Source organism: Cellulomonas sp. NPDC055163, assembly GCF_053607065.1.
Window position 1 is genome coordinate 159451 of record NZ_JBSGSU010000005.1, and the last position, 19493, is coordinate 178943.

Below are 19493 nucleotides of genomic sequence, written 5' to 3' on the forward strand. Positions count from 1 at the left end.
GCTGGGGCGGGGTGGTTGGCGGGGTGCTGGAGTGGGGTGCACCCTTCGGGGAAGGTGGTGGGGGGGAAGAGGGGTGGGGGTACCCCCCGGGGCCGCCCCCCCCCACCTCGTCGTGCTGGTGGATCAGGATCAGGTGGTCTTGGTGGTGACCCCGGTCGTGCTGTTGTAGGTCCACGTGCCGGAGACCTTCGAGCTCGTACCCGCGAGCGTGTAGGTCTTGCCGTCCGCGGCCGGCGTCGGGGCGATCGTGACGCCCGTCGTGGCGCTGTAGCCGTTGTCCTTGAGGAGCTGCAGCGTCAGGCCCGTGTACAGCCCGTCGTGCTCCGTCGCGTACGCCTCGGCGGCCGTGGACGCGTTCTTGACGTCGGAGACGACCTGCGAGGCCCAGGCCTTCTCGCGCTGCTTCAGGAACGCCGGGATGGCGATCGCGGCGAGGATGCCGATGATGATGACGACGACGAGGAGCTCGATGAGCGTGAAGCCCTTCTCCCCGCGCTGCCGCTTCTCCATCGTGGCGCGAATGCGAGCGTTCATTGTGTGCCTCTTCCAGGTTCGAGTTTACGGGTGAAGCGCCCCGGCGGGCCGGTGCGGGTTGTGCTACACCCAGTTCATCGTCCGGGCGGTGCCGCACCTTAATGAGCCGTTCGAGGGAATCCTCGGGTTCACCCGTCCGGCCGAGGCGCTCTACTCGACGAGCGTGAAGATCGAGAAGATCGGCATGTAGAGGGCGACGATCATGCCGCCGACGATGACGCCGAGGATCGCGATCATGAGGGGCTCGATGAGCGAGGTGAGCTGCTCCGTGGTCGAGCTGACCTCCTCGTCATAGAACTGCGAGATCTTCTTGAGCATCCCCTCGAGCGCGCCCGAGTCCTCACCCGTGGCGACCATCTGGACGACCATCGAGGGGAAGACAGGGTGCTTCGACAGCGGTCCGGACAGCGACTGACCCGTGCGGACGCTCTCCTGGACGTCCTTGACCGCCCGTTCGATCGCCCAGTTGCCGCTCGTCTCGCCCACGATGTCGAGCGCCTGCAGGATCGGCACGCCGGCTCCGAGCATCGTGCCGAAGTTCCGGGTGAAACGGGCGATCGCGACCTTCTGGAACAACGGTCCGAAAATCGGCAGTTTGAGCGTCGCCGGCTCCACCTTCGCGCGGATCCCGGGGTCGTTCTTGTGCTTCCGCCACCAGAAAGAGAAAGCGATGGTGACGACGAGCAGGAGCGGCGCGAGCCACTTCATGACCCCGGAGAGCACGACCAGGATCTGCGTCGCCCAGGGCAGCTGCCCGCCGAGGTCCTCGAACATCTGCTTGAAGATCGGGACGATGAACAGCAGCATCCCGATCACGGCAAGGATCGCCATGATGAACACCATGACGGGATAGGTCATCGCCGACTTGATCTGTGCGCGGAGCTTGACCTCGGCCTCGTAGTTGTCGGCGATCGACAGCAGCGACTCCTCGAGGAAGCCGCCCACCTCGCCGGCGCGGATCATGTTGATCATGAGCGGCGGGATGACGTCCTTGTTGCGCGCGAGCGAGTCGGAGAGCGACACACCCGTCTCGACGTCGCTGCGTGTCTGCCCGAGCACCTTGGCGAGCGGCTTCGACTCGGTCTGGTCCGCGAGGATGGTGAGCGTGCGGAGCAGCGACAAGCCCGCGGAGATCATCGTCGCCATCTGACGTGACATCACCGCGAGGTCCTTCATGGTCACGCGCTCGCCGAAGCCCGGGATGGAAATCTCCCGCTGCATGCCGGTCGTGCTGACCTCGGCGATCGCGATGGGCGCGAGGCCCATCGTCCGGAGCCGGTTCGCGACCGCGACCTCGTCGTTGGCCTCGATCTTTCCCTTCGCGACCTTGCCGTCGTGCCCGCGGACGGAGTACTGGTAGGTACGAGCGGCCATCACATGCCTCCACTCATCGGTGCAGGCGCGCCCTGCATGCCGTTCATCTGCAGCGCAGCAGCGCCCTGGTTCATGCGCGTCGTGCGACCGGTGAGCTTGTTGAAGTCCTCGACGTGGTGCGCCTTCTCGAGCCCCACCTCGTAGGTGATCTTCCCCGTCTTCACGAGCTCGGCGAGGTGCTGGTCGAGCGTGTGCATCCCGTGCTCCGCGCCGGCCTGCATCGCCGAGTACATCTGGTGGGTCTTGCCCTCACGGATGAGGTTCCGGATCGCCGGGGTCGCGACCATGATCTCGGTCGCCACCACTCGGCCCTTGCCGCTCGAGCGCTTGCACAGCGTCTGGCAGACGACGCCCTGGATGACACCGGACAGCTGGGTGCGCACCTGTGACTGCTGACCCTCGGGGAACACGTCGATGATGCGGTCGATCGTCTGGGCCGCGTCCTGGGTGTGCAGAGTGGCGAACACGAGGTGACCGGTCTCCGCGGCGGTGAGCGCCACCGAGATCGTCTCCAGGTCACGCATCTCACCGACGAGGATGATGTCCGGGTCCTGCCGCAGCACGTGCTTGAGGGCACGCGCGAACGAGTGCGTGTCCGCCCCGACCTCGCGCTGGTTGACGATCGAGCGCTTGTGCCGGTGGAGGAACTCGATGGGGTCCTCGACGGTCATGATGTGGTCCTCGCGCGTGCGGTTCGCGAGGTCGACGACCGCGGCGAGCGTGGTCGACTTCCCGGAACCCGTCGGCCCGGTGACGAGCACGAGTCCGCGCGGCAACCCGGCGAACGCGCTGACGACCTGCGGGACGCCGAGCTTCTCGAGCGGCTTGATCTCGTACGGGATGACACGGAACGCGGCGCCGATGGACTCCCGCTGCTGGTACAGGTTGACGCGGAACCGCGCCTGACCCCGCACCGCGTACGCGAAGTCGAGCTCGAGCTCCGCCTCGAAGACCTCACGCTGCTTCTGCGTCAAGATCGAGTACAAGGTGCGGCGCAGCGAATCGGGCGTGACGACCTCGAAGCCCTCCATGGGCCGGAGCTTGCCGTCGAGCCGGATCATCGGTGGGGACCCCGCCGTCAGGTGGAGGTCGGACGAGCCGGTGCCCACCATCTCCAGCAGCACGGCGTCGAGCCGCACATCCTCGGCCTGCGCCTCCTGAGTCATGCGCACCCGCGACGGTGGCGCGGAACGCGGCCCGGCGGCGGGGCGGGCGCTCGCCGGAGCAGGTGCCGGGACCGGCGGAGCCTGGACCGGCGGGGCGGCCGGCGCCGGGTGACCTCCGGCCGCGTACGTCGGCGGAGCGGCGTGCGTCGGGAGTCCGCTCGGCGCCGGGGGCGCGTTGTGCGGCGAGGGCACGTACGGCGGCAGGGGCGCGGCCGCCGCAGCACGGCGGGGCGAGCTCGACGGCGCACGCGAGCCGTCCGCGTGCGCACCGGGAGGCACGGCCGGGAACCCGGTCGGTGTCGGCGCCGGCTCCGGGTGCGGGGAGGGCGCCGGCACGGGCGTCCACTGACCCCCGCTGGGGGCAGGGAAGGTGTTGCTCACGGGGTCCGCCTTCACGTCGGTGCGTGTGATGTGTCCTGCGACTGCTATCGGCCGTCGTGCTCGGCCACTTGAGGGGTGCCCGGTCAGGCCACGACGCGCAGGATCTCCTCGAGCGACGTCCGTCCCATCACGACCTTCTGCCAGCCGTCGTCGCGGAGCTGGATCATTCCCTGCTTGCGCGCGGTCGCCGCGATGTCCGCGGCCGACGCGTGCGAGACAGCCAGGCGCTCGACATCCTCGGTCACCCGCATCACCTCGTGGAGCGCGATCCGTCCGCGGTACCCCGTCTTCGAGCACGACACGCACCCGACCGGCCGGAACAGCTCCGGAATCGGCTCGCCGTCGACCCACGGGAACCGGGCGGCGACGAGCTCGGTCGGCGAGGGCTCGTAGAGCTCCTTGCACTTGTCGCACAGCTTGCGCGCGAGCCGCTGGGCGACGACGGCGTCGAGGGCGGACCCGACGAGGAACGGCTCGATGCCCATCTCGATGAGGCGCGTGATCGCGCTCGGAGCGTCGTTGGTGTGCAGCGTCGACAGGACGAGGTGACCCGTGAGGGCAGCCTCGATCGCGATCTGTGCGGTCTCGTGGTCGCGGATCTCACCGAGCAGGACGACGTCCGGGTCCGAGCGCAGGATCGAGCGCAGCGCACCGGCGAAGGTGAGCCCGGCCTTCGGGTTGACCTGGACCTGGTTGATGCCAGGCAGCCGGTACTCGACCGGGTCCTCGACCGTGATGACGTTGATCTCCGGCTTCGACACCGCGTTGAGCGTCGCGTACAACGTGGTCGACTTGCCCGACCCCGTCGGGCCGGTGACCAGGATCATCCCGTAGGGCTTGGTGAACGCCTCGTGGTACGTCGCGTAGTTCTCGTCGAGGAAAGACAGGTCCCGGAGGTCGAGGCTCGCCGTCGAGTTGTCGAGGATGCGCATGACGATCTTCTCGCCCCACACGGTGGGCAGCGTCGCCACGCGGAGGTCGATCTTGCGACCGTTGTGCGTGACGGACATGCGACCGTCCTGAGGCTTGCGCCGCTCCGCGATGTCGATGTCGCTGAGGATCTTCACGCGGCTGATCACGCCGCTCGTGATCTGCTTGGGCGACCGCTGCATCTCGTGCAGGACGCCGTCGATGCGGTAGCGGACCCGCAGGTCGTGCTCGCTCGGCTCGATGTGGATGTCCGACGCCCGGTCGGTGATCGCCTGCGTGACGAGGAGGTTGACGTAGCGCACGATCGGCGCGTCGTCGTCGACGAACTCCCCGACCTTCGACAGGTCGGTTTCGTTCGACGGCTTCTCCTCCTCGAACGCCGAGGAGAGGTCCTCCATCTCGCCGTCGGCGCGGCAGAACCGGTCGATCGCGCGCATGAGGTTGTCGTACGTGGCGACCACCGGCGTGACGCGCAGCCCGGACATCGTCCGGACGTCGTCCACCGCGACGACGTTGCCGGGGTCGGCGGTCGCCAGCACGAGCGACCCGTTCGCGAACCCGACGGGCAGCACCGTGTAACGCCGGCACAGCGCCGCGGGGACCACGCTGACCGCCGAGCGGTCCACCGGGTACTCGTCGAGGTCGATGAAGTCCATGCCCACCTGACGCGCGAGCGCCTTGACGAGCTGGCCCTCCGAGAGGATCCCGATCTCCACGAGCGTGCGCCCGAGCGACTGCCCGCGGGCCATCTGCTCGTCGATCGCCGCCATCAGCTGGGACTCCGTGACGAGGCCTTCGTCCAGCAAGATCTCGCCGAGCTGCTTCACGGGTCGTCCTCTCGTCGCGGGCGCGCCCAGGTGCGCGTACGTGCCCGGAGGACTTATCGGCACGTACACGGCGACCCGTGAGGAGTCCGTGCAGCCGAACGTGTGACGAGCCCCGCTCCGTCAGCCCTTCGAGGGAGCGGCGGGGTGTACGGGGACGCCGAGCGCCGCTTGCAGCGCCTCGTCCATCGCCGCGACGGGACCGGCGAGCCCGGTCATGAGCCGGACCTGCTCGACCGCCTGGTGCAGCAGCATCCGCTCTCCCCCGACGACGGCACCACCGGCCCGCTGCCACGCGACGGACAGCGCCGTCGGGCGCGGGTCGTACGCGACGTCGAGCAGCACGCCGTCGACGGCCAAGCCGTCGAGCTGGACCGCGAGACCGTCCGCCGCCCGGTTCGGCAGGGTCGAGACGACGAGGTCGGCGCCGGGAACCTCGCGCGCGGCGACGTCGAGGAGCGCGTACCGCGGCTCGACGCCCATCCGGTGCGCGGCGCGCATGAGCCCGCCCACGCGCGCGAGCGAGCGGACGTACACCACCGGCGTCGTGCAGCCGAGCTGGGCGAGCGCCGCGAGCGTCGACGCCGCCGTGGCCCCGCCGCCGAGCACCGCCGCGGTCCGCCGTGGGGCCGGTGCGTCGGGGGCGAGGGCCTCGCCCAGCGCCGTGACGAGGCCGTACACGTCGGTGTTGGCACCCGTGAGCACCGGGGTGCCGCGCGCGGGCTGCACGAGCACCGTGTTCACCGCGCCGACGACGCCGGCGAGCGGCTCGACGTGGTCGAGCAGCGGCAGCACCGTCTGCTTGAGGGGCATCGTCAGGCTCAGGCCCGCCCACGACGCGTCGAGCGCGCCGACGAACGCGGCGAGGGCGTCCTCGGTCACGTCGACCGGGTCGTAGCGCCAGCCGTCGAGCCCCAGCGCCCCGTACGCGGCCCGGTGCAGCACCGGGGACAGCGAGTGCGCGACCGGGTGCCCGAGCACGGCCGCCCGGCGGCCGGCGCCGTCGGCTCCGTGCACGTGCGTCACGAGGTGGGGTTCTCCTTCTGCCACTGCCGCAGGAGCGCGACGTTCTCCTGGTGCTCGGTGTAGGTCTCCGAGAACAGCGTCTCGCCGGTGTCGAGGTTGATCGCGACCCAGAAGATCCACGGACCGGGCGTCGGCGACAGCACCGCGTCGATCGACTTCTCGCCGGGCGACGCGATGGGCGTCGGCGGCAGCCCCGTGTTCTCCTCGAGGTTGTACGGGCTGTCGACGCTCTTGTCGGCGGTGGTCAGACCGGTCCCCGGCTTGCCCAGGCCGTACGCGAGCGACGCGTCGATCTGCAGGATCATGTCCTTGTCGAGCCGGTTCTGGATCGCCTGCGCGATCTTGCCGCGGTCCTCGTCCCGGCGCGCCTCCCGCTCGACGAGCGAGGCGCGGATGAGGACGTCCTCCCACTGCTCGCGCGGGATCTGCTTCGCGGTGAGGACACCGATCGTCTGGTCGACCATCTGCTTGACGACGCTCGCCGCGGTCGCGCCCGGCTCGATCTGGTACGTCGCGGGGTACAGCCAGCCCTCGGCGTTGCCGCCCGCCTCGGCCGGGAGGCCGGCAGCCGGGTCGGCGATCGCGGCGTCGAGGTCGGCGACCGGGATCCCGGTGACCTCGTTGACCCGCGTGAAGATCTCGGCGCGCGAGAGACCCTCGGCCACCGTGACCTTGAGCGACACGCGGTTGGCCGTGTTGAGGAGCGCCGCCACCGCGTCGCTCGCCTTCATCTGCAGCTGCAGCGTGTACGTGCCCGGCTGGATGCTCGGGGCGTCGGGGTTCGCGGTGAACGCCGACGTGAAGGCGCTCGTCGTCGCGACGACGCCCGCGTCCACGAGCTTCTGGCCGATCGCACCGCCCGTGTCGCCCTGGGCGACGGCGACCTGGACCTCGCCGCTGCCGGGGCCGGGGTAGTCGCTGACCGTCTCCTCGCCGCCGCCGTTCGACAGCATGGGTCCGACCACGCTCCACACGACGTAGCCGGCACCGAGCACGAGGGCCAGCGCCATGACGATCACGACGATGCTGCGGCGGCGGCGCTTGCGGCGCTCCTTGGCCTTGCGGGCCTTGCCGCGCTGCCGGGCACGTCGCGACGCGGCGGGCTCGCTCGCGCTCTGCGTCGGTGCGCCGAGGAAGAGGTCACTCACGTTCTCTTCCCTCCGATCCCTGGCTCGTCGGTCCGTCGTGCCGCTCATCTGCACCGTCCTGCAGTCTCGTCCGTCCGTCCCCGCAGCCACCCGCGTCACGCGCGACCACCGGCGGGTCGGCGTCGACCCGTTCCCCCGCCCGTGCATGCGTGACCCGCTCCGCGTCCAGCGCGGTCTGCAGGATCACCACCGCGGCCGCCTGGTCGACGACCTGCCGGTGGCTGCGCCCGGCCCGACCGGACGCGCGCAGCGCCTGATGGGCGGACACCGTGCTCATCCGCTCGTCGACCAGCCGCACCGGGACGGGTGCGACGGCCTGCGCCAGCACCACAGCGTACGCGCGCGCGGCCTCCGATGCGGCACCTTCGGCGCCCGAGAGGTGTCGCGGAAGTCCGACATACACGACAGCGGCCGAACGCTCCTCCGCCTCCGCCGCGATGCGCCGCACGTCCCCCGGGAGCGCGCCGGGGGCCGGCCGGCGGGTGTCGCGCGGCACGGTGTCGACCGGTGTCGCGATGAGCCCGTCGGGGTCGCTGGCGGCCAGCCCGACGCGGACGCTGCCGACGTCGACGCCGAGCCTGCTCCCGCGCGTGACCGGTGCGGGGGTGTCCGGCAGCACCCTAGGCCGCCGCGCCGATCTCGGCCCGCAGGCCGTCGAGGGCGGCACCGAGCCGGCTCGGGTCCGTGCCGCCGCCCTGCGCCAGGTCGTCCTTGCCGCCGCCACCACCGCCGAGCACGCCCGAGGCCGCCTTCACGAGCGCCCCGGCACGCACGCCGCGCTCGCGCGCCGCAGCGTTCGTCGCGACGACCACGACGGGGCGGCCCTTGGCGACCCCTCCGACGGCGACGACCGCCGGCCCGGACTCGCCGAGCCGGGCCCGGACGTCGAGCACGAGCGAGCGCAGGTCGTCGGCGGAGGACACCTCGCCGGCGTCGTGCGCGACGACCCGGACGCCGCCGACCTCGGTCGCACCCGACGCCAGGGCACCCGCCCCGGCGAGGACCTGTGCCTGCCGCAGCGCCGCGAGCTCCTTCTCCGACTCCTTGAGCCGCGTGAGCAGGGACGACACGCGGTCCCCGAGCTCGTCGGGACGCGCGCCGAGCAGGCCGGAGAGCTGGCCGACGAGCGCGTGCTCCTTCGCCTGGAACCCGTACGCGCCGTCGCCGACGAGCGCGTCGACGCGGCGGACGCCCGAGCCGATCGACGACTCGCCGAGCAGCGTCACGAGCCCGAGCTGGCCCGAGCGGCGCACGTGCGTCCCGGCGCAGAGCTCGCGCGACCAGTCCCCGCCGATCGAGACGACGCGCACCCGGTCGCCGTACTTCTCACCGAACAGCGCCATCGCGCCGAGCGCGCGCGCCTCCGCGATCGGCATGACCTGGTCGGTCACGTCGAGGTCCTCCGCGAGCTGGGTGTTGACGCGTTCCTCGATCTCGGACAGCGCTCCGGCGGGCACCGCGGCGCTCGACCGGAAGTCGAACCGGATGCGGCTCGGGGCGTTCTCGGAACCGGCCTGCGTGGCGGTGTCGCCGAGCGCCTCGCGCAGCGCCTTGTGCACCATGTGCGTCGCGGTGTGCGCGCGGCTGATCGCCTTGCGACGCACCACGTCGATCGTCGCGGTGCCGGCCTCGCCGAACGTGACCGTGCCGTCCACGAGGCGGCCGTGGTGCACCGAGAGCCCCTTGACGGGCGCCTGGACGTCGTCCACCTCGATGCGCGCACCGCCGTCGAGCAGGATCGTGCCCTGGTCGGCGAGCTGGCCGCCCGACTCCGCGTAGAACGGCGTGCGGTCGAGGACGACCTCGACGTCGGCCGGCGCCGTCGCCGCGGGTGCGGGGACGCCGTCGACGAGGAGGCCGACGACGCGCGAGCGCGACGTGGTGTCGGTGTACCCGAGGAACTCGACCGGACCGGACGTCTCGCTGCTCAGCGTCTGGTGCAGCTCCTGGTAGGCCGCGGTGTCCGCGCGGCCCGCCCGCTTGGCGAGCGCGTCCGCGCGGGCGCGCTGGCGCTGGGCCTGCATGAGCGAGCGGAACGCGGTCTCGTCGACCGAGACGCCCTGCTCCGCGGCCATCTCGAGCGTCAGGTCGATCGGGAAGCCGTAGGTGTCGTGCAGCTGGAACGCCTGCTCGCCCGACAGCAGCGGCGCCGCCGTCGGCGCGTCTCCCCCGGCCTGCGACTTCACGGTGCGCACGGCGGTGTCGAGGATCGTCGTACCGGCCGCGAGCGTGCGGCGGAACGCGTCCTCCTCCGCGTACGCGACGCTGCTGATGCGGTCGAACCGCTCCGCGAGCTCGGGGTAGGACGGGCTCATCGCGTCCTTGCTCACCGGCAGGAGCGTCGGCAGCGCGAGGTCCTCGACGCCGAGCAGGCGCATCGCGCGCACCGAACGGCGCAGCAGGCGCCGGAGCACGTAGCCGCGGCCCTCGTTGGACGGCGTGACGCCGTCGCCCATGAGCATGAGGCTGCTGCGGACGTGGTCGGCGACGACGCGCATGCGGACGTCGTCGTCGCGCTCGGCGCCGTAGCGGCGGCCCGAGAGCTCCTGCGCCGCCTGGATGACCGGGAAGACCTCGTCGATCTCGTACATGTTGTCGACGCCCTGCAGCAGGTACGCGACCCGCTCGAGCCCCATGCCGGTGTCGATGTTCTTCTGCTGGAGCTCCCCGAGGATCGGGAAGTCCTCCTTGCCGCCGCCGTCGCCGCGCTCGTACTGCATGAAGACGAGGTTCCAGATCTCGATGTAGCGGTCCTCGTCGACGACGGGGCCGCCCTCGGCGCCGTACTCCGGCCCCCGGTCGACGTAGATCTCCGAGCACGGACCCGCCGGGCCGCGCGCCCCCGTCGACCAGTAGTTGTCCTTCATGCCACGGCGCTGGATGCGCTCGTCGGGCAGGCCGGCGATGTGCTTCCAGAGCGCGGCCGCCTCGTCGTCGTCGTGGTAGACGGTCACCCAGATCGTCTCGGGGTCGAAGCCGAACCCGCCGTCCGCGGTGGAGCCCGTGACGAGCTCCCACGCGTAGGTGATCGCGCCTTCCTTGAAGTAGTCCCCGAACGAGAAGTTGCCGTTCATCTGGAAGAACGTGCCGTGCCGGGTCGTCTTGCCGACCTCTTCGATGTCGAGCGTGCGCACGCACTTCTGCACGCTCGTGGCGCGCGGCCACGGCGCGGTCTGCTCGCCGAGCATGTACGGGATGAACGGCACCATGCCCGCGATGACGAACAGCGTCGACGGGTCGGGCGAGATGAGCGGGGCCGACGGGACGACGGTGTGCCCGCGGCCCTCGAAGTAGTCGAGCCAGCGCTGGCGGATCTCGGCGGTACGCATGGTGTCCTCGGGTGCTCGTCGTGTGTCGGTGCCGGCTCACGGCCGGCGGTGGTGCTGTCAGGTTCAGCGTGCGCGCGCCGCGGGCTGTTCCGCGGCTGACGCGCGTGCTGTCAGTAGAACGAGTAGGGCAGGTCCCCGTCGGCGTCGTCCGGGTCCTCGGTCGCGGGCCGTCGGTGCGCGGCGCGCCGCGGCGCGGCTCCCTGCGTCGTGGCCTCGGCGTCGCGACGGCGAGCCCGCTCCTCGCGCAGCGCGTCCACGTCGACGTCGCCGACCAGGTCGTGCGTGAGCTGCGCCTCGCGCTCCGCGAGCCCCGCGAGGAACTCGGCGCGCACCGTGCGGGCCGCTGTCGTCACCTGGTCCACGACGCCGAGCGCCCCGCCCGTCCCGGCCGGCAGGTACCCGGTCACGACGTCCCGCGCACGGCGCACCACCACGAGCGTCACGGTCGCACCGACGGCGACCCAGAACAGGCGCCGCATCAGCGGGTCCTCGACGCCTTCGCGCTCGCGCCCAGCCCGGACAGCGCGCGGCGCACGCCGTAGGAGAACGCGGCGACCTTGATCATCGGCCCGCCGACCGTCGCGGCGAACAGCGACGTGAGCGCCGAGACGTTCGCGGACACCTGCGCCGCGGACGTCGTGATCGTGTCGACCCGCTCGAGCTGGCTGTTGGTCGACGCGACCACCGTCGCCGTCTCGTCGATCACGGGCAGCGTGTGCTCGGTGATCTCGCGCAGCGACGCGCTCGCCTGGTCGAAGGTCCGGCCGAGCTTGACCAGCGGGACCGCGAGGACCCCGACGAGCAGCACGAACGCGATCGCCGCGACGAGTCCTGCGACGTCTCCGACCGACATGGAGGCCCTCCCGAACAGTGGTGGCCGGGCGAGCGCCCGAACCTGCGAAACCCTACCCGGACAGCACAGCGCCCCGCGTGCGCCGGGTTCGGCACGCGCGGGGCGCTGAGGTGCTGCGATGCGTGCGGGTGTCAGCGCGCGTAGTACTCGACGACGAGCTGGACCTCGCAGGTCACGGGGACCTCGGCGCGCTTGGGCGCACGGACCAGGACGGCGCTCAGCTTCTCGAGCTGGACGTCGATGTAGCCCGGGACGGCCGGCAGGACGTCGCGGTGCGCACCGGCGGCGGCGACCTGGAACGGCACCGTGGCCTGGCTCTTCGGCTTGACCTGGAGCGTCTGGCCCGGCTTCACGCGGAACGACGGGCGGTCCACGATCTTGCCGTCGACGAGCACGTGACGGTGCACGACGACCTGGCGGGCCTGGAGGATCGTGCGGGCGAAGCCGGCACGCAGGACGAGCGCGTCGAGACGCGTCTCGAGGTTCTCGACGAGCGCCTCACCGGTCAGGCCCGGGGCCTTGCGGGCGTCCTCGTACGCACGGGCGAGCTGCTTCTCGCGGAGCGCGTACTGCGCACGCAGACGCTGCTTCTCCCGGAGACGGACGGCGTAGTCGGACTCGGTCCGACGGCGCGCGCGGCCGTGCTCGCCCGGGGGGTAGGGGCGCTTCTCGAAGTGCTTGACGGCCTTGGGCGTCAGCGCGAGGCCGAGGGCGCGCGAGAGGCGCACCTGGCGACGCGAGCGGGTCACACTGCTCACAGACGTACTTCCTGTCGTTGTAGACGTCACACCCGACGCGGAGACTCCGGCGGGGTGGGGCCGACCTTCGGTGCGCGACCCGTGTCGGTCGCGCGGCTAAGGCCCCAGGTGGTCGTCCGGCTCGTGGGGACGGCCTGCGCTCCCCGGTCTCCCGGGCTGCACCGTGCCGCCGCCCACCGGGCAACCTGTACAGACTAACGGTTGCGGGCCGGTGCACCCAATCGCGTCAGCCGTCGCTCGCCAGGATCGCCCGGATGCGCTCGAGCCGCTCGGTCACGGACCGCTCGAAGCCCCGGTCGCTCGGCGCGTAGTACCGCGTCCCGACCAGCTCGTCGGGGAGGTACTGCTGCGCGGCGACCGCGTGCGGCGCGTCGTGGGCGTACCGGTAGCCCTTCCCGTGGCCGAGCTCCTTCGCGCCGGCGTAGTGCGCGTCGCGCAGGTGCTCCGGGACCGAGCCGATCCGGCCCGCGCGCACGTCCGCGAGCGCCGCGTCGATCCCCGTGTACGCCGCGTTGGACTTCGGCGCGGTCGCGAGGTGCACGACGGCCTCGGCCAGGATGATCCGAGCCTCGGGCATGCCGATGAGCGCGACGGCCTGCGCGGCGGCGACCGCGGTCTGCAGCGCGCTCGGGTCGGCCATGCCGACGTCCTCGGCCGCCGCGATGACGATGCGGCGGGCGATGAAGCGGGGGTCCTCGCCGGCGGCGATCATCCGCGCGAGGTAGTGCAGGGACGCGTCGACGTCGGAGCCGCGCATCGACTTGATGAAGGCGCTGATGACGTCGTAGTGCTGGTCGCCGTCGCGGTCGTAGCGGACCGCGGCCACGTCGATCGCGCGCTCGACGGTCGCGAGGTCGACGACGGCAGGGGCTGGGGCGCCCTCGGGGCGCACGGGGTCGCCTGCCCGGGCGTCCTCGGGTGCGGCCCCGGACGCGGCTGGGTCGGCGGGCAGGGTGTCCTCGTCCGCGCTCGGGGCGGACCTGTCGTCGTGGTCCGCGAGCGCCGCACCGGCCGCGGCCTCGAGGATCGTCAGGGCCTTGCGTGCGTCGCCGCCCGCGAGCCGCAGGAGGTGCGCCTCGGCGTCCTCGTCGAGGGTGACCGCGCCGCCGAGCCCCCGCTCGTCGAGCACGGCACGGCGCACGAGGGCGCGGACGTCCTCGACGCCGAGCGGTTGCAGGGTCAGCAGGAGCGAGCGGGACAGCAGCGGGGAGTTCACCGAGAAGCTCGGGTTCTCGGTGGTGGCCGCGACGAGCGTGACCCAGCGGTTCTCGACGCTGGGCAGGAGCGCGTCCTGCTGGGCCTTGGTGAAGCGGTGCACCTCGTCGATGAACAGGACCGTCTCGCTGCCGTCCCCGGCGAGGCGGCGCCGGGCGTCGTCGATCACGGCACGGACGTCCTTGACGCCGGCGGTCACGGCGGACAGCTCGACGAAGCGCCGGCCCGACGTCGCCGCGATGAGGTAGGCGAGCGTCGTCTTGCCCGTCCCCGGCGGGCCCCACAGCACCACGGAGCTGGGTGCGGCGCGCCGCGAGGCCTCCGCCCCGGGCTCGACGAGGCGCCGCAGCGGCGAGCCGGCGACGAGCAGGTGCCCCTGGCCGGCGACCTCGGCGAGGGTGCGGGGGCGCATGCGCACCGCGAGAGGGGCACCGGCCGAGACCGTGGGCAGCCCCTGCGCGGTCGAGCTGACCGCGTCGAACAGGTCCATGGCGCCGAGCCTACGCACCGTCGCCGACAGCACCGTGACCAGGGCGACCCCCGGCGCGGGGACGGGAGCCGTCCGTGCGCGGTCCGGTGTGCGGTCGCGCGCGCGTTGCTGCGATGCTGACGCCGTGTTCGAGAGACTGGGCCGCACGGTCGCCCACCACCCCCGCCTCACGGTCGCCGTCTGGCTCGTCCTCACGGTGCTGGGCTTCGGCCTCGCCGTGGTCGGCGTGCACGGCGAGAACCTGTTCGAGCGGCTCTCCACGGGTGAGCCCGCGGTGCCGGGCTCGGACAGCTCGCGTGCCAACGAGATCCTGCGGGACGCCGACGCGCGCGGCGCGAGCCTGACGCTCGTGGTGCGCGGGGTGGACCCGACCACGGCCGGCGTCGCGGAGGCGCTCGCGCCGGTGCACGAGGAGCTCGCGGGCATCGAGGGCGTCGCGTCGGTGATCGACCCGCTCGTCCTCCCGGAGGGCGCCGCGAACCCGGCGGCCGCACCGCTGATCGCGCAGGACGGCACGGGCTTCCTCGTCGTCGTCGAGCTCGAGCCCGGGCTGGGCGAGGCCGCGCAGGACGAGGCGCTCGCGTCCGTCGAGCGCACCCTCGACGGCGTCCCCACGGCGCTCGAGGCGGTCTCCCCCGGGGCCACCGGGCTGGTCGGCGGGACGACGCTCATCGTCGAGGCGATCACGAGCCAGGTCGAGGAGGACCTCGCGACCGGCGAGACGATCGCGCTGCCCGTCGCGCTCGTCATCATGGTCCTGGTCTTCGGCGGGTTCCTCGCGGCCTCGATGCCGATGGTCGGGGCGATCGCCTCGATCGCGGGCGGGCTCGGGGCGCTGCTCGGGTTCTCCTACCTGCTGGACCTCGACTCGTCCGTGGTCAACGTCGTGACGATCCTCGGCCTCGGGCTCTCGATCGACTACGGGCTGCTCATCGTGTCCCGGTTCCGCGAGGAGCTGCATCACCTCGTCGACGAGGACGGCGGCGCGGGCGCCCGGCGGCGGCGGGGTGACGGCGCGGTCGTCACCGCCCTGACCCGCACCATGTCGACGGCGGGTCGCACGGTCGCGTTCTCGGCGGTGACGGTCGCGATCTCCATCGCCGGCCTGCTCGCGTTCCGTCCCGACATCCTGCGGGCGTTCGGGGCGGCGGGCGTCGCGGTGATCGTCGTGGCCGTCGCGACCGCGCTCACCCTCGTGCCGGCGATCCTCGTGCTGTTCGGGCGCCGGCTCGTGCGCCCCGGGCTCGTCTCGCGCGTCCCGGGGCTGCGCGGGCTGCTGGCCCGGACCGCGGACGTGCAGTCCGAGGAGGGCGCCTTCTCCCGGCTCGCGAGCCGGGTCCAGCGCCACCCGTGGGTCGTCATGCTCGGGTCGGTGGTGCTGCTCGGGGTGCTCGCGCTCCCGCTCCTGCAGCTCGAGCTGCGCAACTCCACGACGCAGCTGCTCCCGACGGGCACCACGCAGCGCGAGTACGTCGAGGCGCTCGCCGACGACTACCCGGCGGCGTCGTCACCGGGGGTCGTCGTGGTCGCCGAGACCTCGCTCGAGGCCGCCACCGCGTGGGCCGCGTCGATCGCCGAGCTCGACGACGTCGCGGCCGTCGACCCGCCGTCGCCCAGCGGCGCGCACGTCGTGATCGGCGTGCGGCCGGACACGGCCGACCCCGGCGACGCGGTCGCCCGCGGTGTCGTCCGCCAGATCCGGGACCTCGACGCGGACTTCCCGGTGCTCGTCACCGGTCAGGCCGCGGGCCAGATGGACTTCGCGGACTCGCTCGTCGAGCGCCTGCCGTGGGCCGCCGGGATCGTCGCCGCCGCCACGCTCGTGCTGCTGTTCCTCATGACCGGCTCGGTCGTGATCCCGATCAAGGCGCTGCTGACGAACGTGCTGTCCATCGCGGCGTCGCTGGGCGTGCTCGTGTGGGTGTTCCAGGACGGGCACCTGTCCGGGCTCCTGGGCTTCGAGTCGACCGGCGGCATCGAGACGTACGTGCTCGCGCTCGTCGTGGCGTTCGCGTTCGGGCTCGCGATGGACTACGAGGTGTTCCTGCTCTCGCGGATCAAGGAGCTGCACGACGCCGGGCTGCCCAACGACGAGGCCGTGCGCCTGGGGCTGCAGCGCTCCGGGCGCATCATCACGTCGGCCGCGGCGATCATCATCGTCGTGTTCGCGGGCTTCGTCGCCGGCAAGCTCCTCGTCATCAAGGAGGTCGGCTTCGCCCTCGCGGTCGCGGTGCTCATCGACGCGACGGTCGTGCGGCTGCTGCTCGTGCCGGCGACGATGACGGTCCTGGGGCGCGCGAACTGGTGGGCGCCGGGCTTCCTGCGGCGCCTGCACGCGCGCGTCGGCCTCGACCACTGACACGGCGCGTCGGACCTGCGGCGCCCCAGCCGAACGGGCGACGCGTCGGCGAGGGGCAGGTGGAGCCGCCGCGCCGGTGGTGACCGGCGCGGCGACCGCTCACTCCGCGGGCGGCGCGACCTTCGGCTTCGCATCGACGCCGGCCTCGCGGCGCTGCGCCGCGGTGATCGGTGCCGGCGCCCCGGTCAGCGGGTCGTAGCCGCCACCCGACTTCGGGAACGCGATGACGTCGCGGATCGACTCGGAGCGCGTCAGCAGCGCGACGATCCGGTCCCAGCCGAACGCGATCCCGCCGTGCGGGGGCGCCCCGAACTGGAACGCGTCGAGCAGGAACCCGAACTTCTCCTGGGCCTCCTCCTCGCCGATCCCCATGATCCGGAAGACGCGCTCCTGCACGTCGCGCCGGTGGATACGGATCGACCCACCGCCGATCTCGTTGCCGTTGCACACGATGTCGTACGCGTACGCGAGAGCCGAGCCCGGGTCCTCCTCGAACCGGTCGAGCCACTCCGGTGTCGGCGACGTGAAGGCGTGGTGCACCGCGGTCCAGGCCCCCTCGCCGACCGCGACGTCGTCGTCCTCGCCCGTGGGCTTGAACAGCGGCGCGTCGACCACCCACACGAAGTTCCACGCGTCCTCGTCGACGAGCCCGCCGCGCCGGCCGATCTCGAGCCGCGCCGCGCCGAGGAGCGCCCGCGCGTCCGACACCGTGCCCGCCGCGAAGAAGACCGCGTCGCCCGGGCTCGCGCCCACGGCGGCCACCAGGCCCGCACGCTCGGCCTCGGACAGGTTCTTGGCGACCGGGCCGCCGAGCTCGCCGTCCTCGCCGACGGTGACGTACGCGAGGCCCTTGGCGCCGCGCTGCTTCGCCCACTCCTGCCACGCGTCGAACCCGCGGCGCGGCGTCGCGGCGCCGCCCGGCTGGACGACCGCGCCGACGTAGGGCGCCTGGAACACCCGGAACGGGGTGTCGACGAAGTACTCGGTCAGCTCGACGAGCTCGAGCCCGAAGCGCAGGTCCGGCTTGTCGGAGCCGTACCGTGCCATCGCGTCGGCGAACGTCATGCGCGGGATCGGCGTCGGGACCGTGTACCCGATGAGCTCCCAGAGCGCGACGAGGATCTTCTCGCCGAGCGCGATCACGTCGTCCTGCTCGACGAAGCTCATCTCGACGTCGAGCTGCGTGAACTCCGGCTGCCGGTCGGCGCGGAAGTCCTCGTCGCGGTAGCAGCGCGCGATCTGGTAGTACCGCTCGAGGCCCGCGACCATGAGCAGCTGCTTGAACAGCTGCGGCGACTGCGGGAGCGCGTACCACGAGCCCGGAGCGAGCCGCGCAGGCACCACGAAGTCGCGCGCACCCTCGGGGGTCGAGCGCGTCAGCGTCGGCGTCTCGACCTCGACGAAGTCCGCGGCGTCGAGCACGCGGCGGGCAGCCTGGTTCGCCTGCGAGCGCAGGCGCAGCGCACGCGCCGGAGCGGGACGACGCAGGTCGAGGTAGCGGTGCTTGAGGCGCGCCTCCTCGCCGATCGTCTCGTCGAGCGCCGACGACACCTGGAACGGCAGCGGCGCGGACTCGTTGAGGACGACGACCTCCTGCGCGACGACCTCGACCTCGCCGGTCGCGAGGTGCGCGTTCTCGTTGCCCTCCGGACGGCGCCCGACCTCCCCGGTGACCTGGAGCACGTACTCGTTGCGCAGACCGTGCGCGACCTGCTCGTCACGGACGACGACCTGGGCGATGCCGCTCGCGTCGCGCAGGTCGATGAAGGCCACACCGCCGTGGTCGCGCCGCCGGTCCACCCACCCGGTCAGGGTGACGGTCGTACCGATGTGCTCGGCTCGCAGGGAGCCGGCGGAGTGGGTGCGGAGCACGAGAGGGTCCTTCCGGGACGTCCAGGGGATGGCGCCGCGTGGGCGCCCGGACGAGTCTAGTGGGGCGGGCCCGGCCGACGACCTCCCGATACCCCGGGTCGCGGCGTGCAGGCCCGGCCGCCGTGACGCACCCGGTTGCGGCGACGGTGCCGCGGGGCGAGGCTCGGGGGATGGCGACCTCGGCGCGCGTCCCCGCTCCCGGACCTGTCCGGGACGCTGGTGCTCGCACGCACGGCTCGGCCCCGCCGACGCCCCGGAGCACCGTGCCGTGGTGCGCGACCCCGCGCACCCGCACCTGAGCTGAGCGGCGCGTGCGACGGGGGGTGTCAGCGGGCCAGGTACGGGTTGCCGGCGAGCTCGGCCGCGACCCGGCTCGACGGGCCGTGCCCGGGGAGCACCACGGTGTGCGGCGGGAGCGGGGCGACCACCTCCCGCAGGGTCGCCGCCATCACCGCCGCGTCGCCGCCGGGCAGGTCGGTGCGGCCGATCGTGCCCGCGAAGAGCACGTCGCCGGTGAGGGCCACGAGCTCGGGGCCGCTGCCGGTCCGCTGCTCGGCAGCACCGGCCGACGCCGCCGACCCTCGTCCCGGGGCGGCCGGCCCCCCGTCCGCCGCCTCGGGCACCGCACCGAGCAGGTACAGCGTCGACCCCTGGGTGTGCCCGGGCGCGTGCCGGGCGACGATGCGCGACCCGCCGAGCCGGAGCACCACGTCCGCGCTCCGGCCGGACTTCCCCGCGGCGCCGCCGAACGTCTCGACCCGTGTCGGGCGCCGGTAGGACTCCGGGCGCGCACCGGACGCGGCGAGCGCCTGCGCGAGCGGGCCGCCCGGGTCGTGCGAGGCCCCGAGCCCGAGCGTGCCGAACGGGTCGTCGAGCCGGTAGGCGTCGGCGGCGTGCACGTGCACCGGCACGGCGAACGCCTCGGACAGCTCGGCCGCGTCCCACGTGTGGTCGACGTGCCCGTGGGTCGCGAGCACCGCGACGCACCGCAGGCCGTGCGCGGCCACCGCGTCACGCACCGGACCGGCGACACCGGCGCCCGCGTCGACCACCACGCACGTGCCGTCGTCGGCGACCACGACGTAGCAGTTGGTGCCGAACACAGGGGCGACGACGGTGAGGATCTGCACGTCACCACGGTAGCGGCGGGGCTCCGAGACCAGACCGTGACCTTCGGCGCCGCCGGACGACGCGCCGCGTGGCGACCGCGGGGTGTCCCCTGCCTAGACTGTCG

15 protein-coding genes are annotated in these 19493 nt (G+C 72.7%); 1 reads left to right on the forward strand and 14 read right to left on the reverse strand.

The annotated features are described in order from the left end of the window. Positions 1-129: 129 nt before the first annotated feature. The 12 genes from ACWFNE_RS11255 to ACWFNE_RS11310 form a co-directional block, all read right to left on the reverse strand. Positions 130-534, reverse strand: a complete 405-nt coding sequence (locus tag ACWFNE_RS11255) for a prepilin-type N-terminal cleavage/methylation domain-containing protein (protein ID WP_452122507.1) — start codon at positions 532-534, stop codon at positions 130-132. Between the two features lie 150 nt (positions 535-684). After that, positions 685-1908, reverse strand: coding sequence for a type II secretion system F family protein (locus ACWFNE_RS11260; protein WP_452122508.1), 1224 nt, complete (start codon positions 1906-1908; stop codon positions 685-687). Next, a complete protein-coding gene (locus ACWFNE_RS11265) occupies positions 1908-3074 on the reverse strand; it encodes a type IV pilus twitching motility protein PilT (protein ID WP_452122509.1) in 1167 nt (388 codons plus the stop codon). Before ACWFNE_RS11265 ends, ACWFNE_RS11260 begins: the two co-directional genes overlap by 1 nt. A 464-nt stretch (positions 3075-3538) precedes the next feature. Then, positions 3539-5212: a GspE/PulE family protein gene (locus tag ACWFNE_RS11270; protein ID WP_452122510.1), complete on the reverse strand. Its 1674-nt coding sequence runs from the start codon at positions 5210-5212 to the stop codon at positions 3539-3541. Between the two features lie 120 nt (positions 5213-5332). After that, on the reverse strand, positions 5333-6235 hold the full coding sequence (locus ACWFNE_RS11275) for a shikimate dehydrogenase (RefSeq protein WP_452122511.1): 903 nt from the start codon (positions 6233-6235) through the stop codon (positions 5333-5335). After that, entirely contained in the window at positions 6232-7383 is a 1152-nt protein-coding gene (gene mltG, locus ACWFNE_RS11280) for an endolytic transglycosylase MltG (RefSeq protein WP_452122512.1), read from the reverse strand. Before mltG ends, ACWFNE_RS11275 begins: the two co-directional genes overlap by 4 nt. Next, on the reverse strand, positions 7376-8002 hold the full coding sequence (gene ruvX, locus ACWFNE_RS11285) for a Holliday junction resolvase RuvX (RefSeq protein WP_452122513.1): 627 nt from the start codon (positions 8000-8002) through the stop codon (positions 7376-7378). Before ruvX ends, mltG begins: the two co-directional genes overlap by 8 nt. A gap of 1 nt (position 8003) precedes the next feature. Next, positions 8004-10712 carry an alanine--tRNA ligase gene (gene alaS / locus ACWFNE_RS11290; protein ID WP_452122514.1) on the reverse strand — a complete coding sequence of 903 codons (2709 nt, stop codon included), beginning with the start codon at positions 10710-10712 and terminating at the stop codon, positions 8004-8006. A 110-nt stretch (positions 10713-10822) separates the two neighbouring features. Next, positions 10823-11191, reverse strand: coding sequence for a hypothetical protein (locus ACWFNE_RS11295; protein ID WP_452122515.1), 369 nt, complete (start codon positions 11189-11191; stop codon positions 10823-10825). Further along, positions 11191-11565, reverse strand: coding sequence for a DUF948 domain-containing protein (locus ACWFNE_RS11300; RefSeq protein ID WP_452122516.1), 375 nt, complete (start codon positions 11563-11565; stop codon positions 11191-11193). Before ACWFNE_RS11300 ends, ACWFNE_RS11295 begins: the two co-directional genes overlap by 1 nt. Positions 11566-11696: 131 nt before the next feature. Further along, the gene (gene rpsD / locus ACWFNE_RS11305) at positions 11697-12323 is read right to left on the reverse strand and encodes a 30S ribosomal protein S4 (RefSeq protein WP_452122517.1); all 627 of its coding nucleotides are present in this window, start codon (positions 12321-12323) and stop codon (positions 11697-11699) included. Between the two features lie 226 nt (positions 12324-12549). Next, the gene (locus ACWFNE_RS11310) at positions 12550-14028 is read right to left on the reverse strand and encodes a replication-associated recombination protein A (protein ID WP_452122518.1); all 1479 of its coding nucleotides are present in this window, start codon (positions 14026-14028) and stop codon (positions 12550-12552) included. A 124-nt stretch (positions 14029-14152) separates the two neighbouring features. Here ACWFNE_RS11310 and ACWFNE_RS11315 point away from each other — a divergent pair, with 124 nt between their 5' ends. Further along, positions 14153-16387, forward strand: coding sequence for an MMPL family transporter (locus tag ACWFNE_RS11315; RefSeq protein WP_452122519.1), 2235 nt, complete (start codon positions 14153-14155; stop codon positions 16385-16387). Between the two features lie 99 nt (positions 16388-16486). Here ACWFNE_RS11315 and aspS read toward each other — a convergent pair whose 3' ends face one another. Then, the gene (gene aspS, locus ACWFNE_RS11320) at positions 16487-18259 is read right to left on the reverse strand and encodes an aspartate--tRNA ligase (protein WP_452122520.1); all 1773 of its coding nucleotides are present in this window, start codon (positions 18257-18259) and stop codon (positions 16487-16489) included. 326 nt (positions 18260-18585) lie between these two features. Next, a complete protein-coding gene (locus ACWFNE_RS11325; protein ID WP_452122521.1) occupies positions 18586-19389 on the reverse strand; it encodes an MBL fold metallo-hydrolase in 804 nt (267 codons plus the stop codon). Between the last annotated feature and the right edge of the window lie 104 nt (positions 19390-19493).

Bases quoted from the DNA above. Each gene is read 5' to 3' on its own strand.
- ACWFNE_RS11255 (WP_452122507.1), bottom strand. From the start codon at position 534: ATGAACGCTCGCATTCGCGCCACGATGGAGAAGCGGCAGCGCGGGGAG.
- ACWFNE_RS11260 (WP_452122508.1), bottom strand. From the start codon at position 1,908: ATGGCCGCTCGTACCTACCAGTACTCCGTCCGCGGGCACGACGGCAAG.
- ACWFNE_RS11265 (WP_452122509.1), bottom strand. From the start codon at position 3,074: ATGACTCAGGAGGCGCAGGCCGAGGATGTGCGGCTCGACGCCGTGCTG.
- alaS (WP_452122514.1), bottom strand. From the start codon at position 10,712: ATGCGTACCGCCGAGATCCGCCAGCGCTGGCTCGACTACTTCGAGGGC.
- ACWFNE_RS11295 (WP_452122515.1), bottom strand. From the start codon at position 11,191: ATGCGGCGCCTGTTCTGGGTCGCCGTCGGTGCGACCGTGACGCTCGTG.
- ACWFNE_RS11300 (WP_452122516.1), bottom strand. From the start codon at position 11,565: ATGTCGGTCGGAGACGTCGCAGGACTCGTCGCGGCGATCGCGTTCGTG.
- ACWFNE_RS11310 (WP_452122518.1), bottom strand. From the start codon at position 14,028: ATGGACCTGTTCGACGCGGTCAGCTCGACCGCGCAGGGGCTGCCCACG.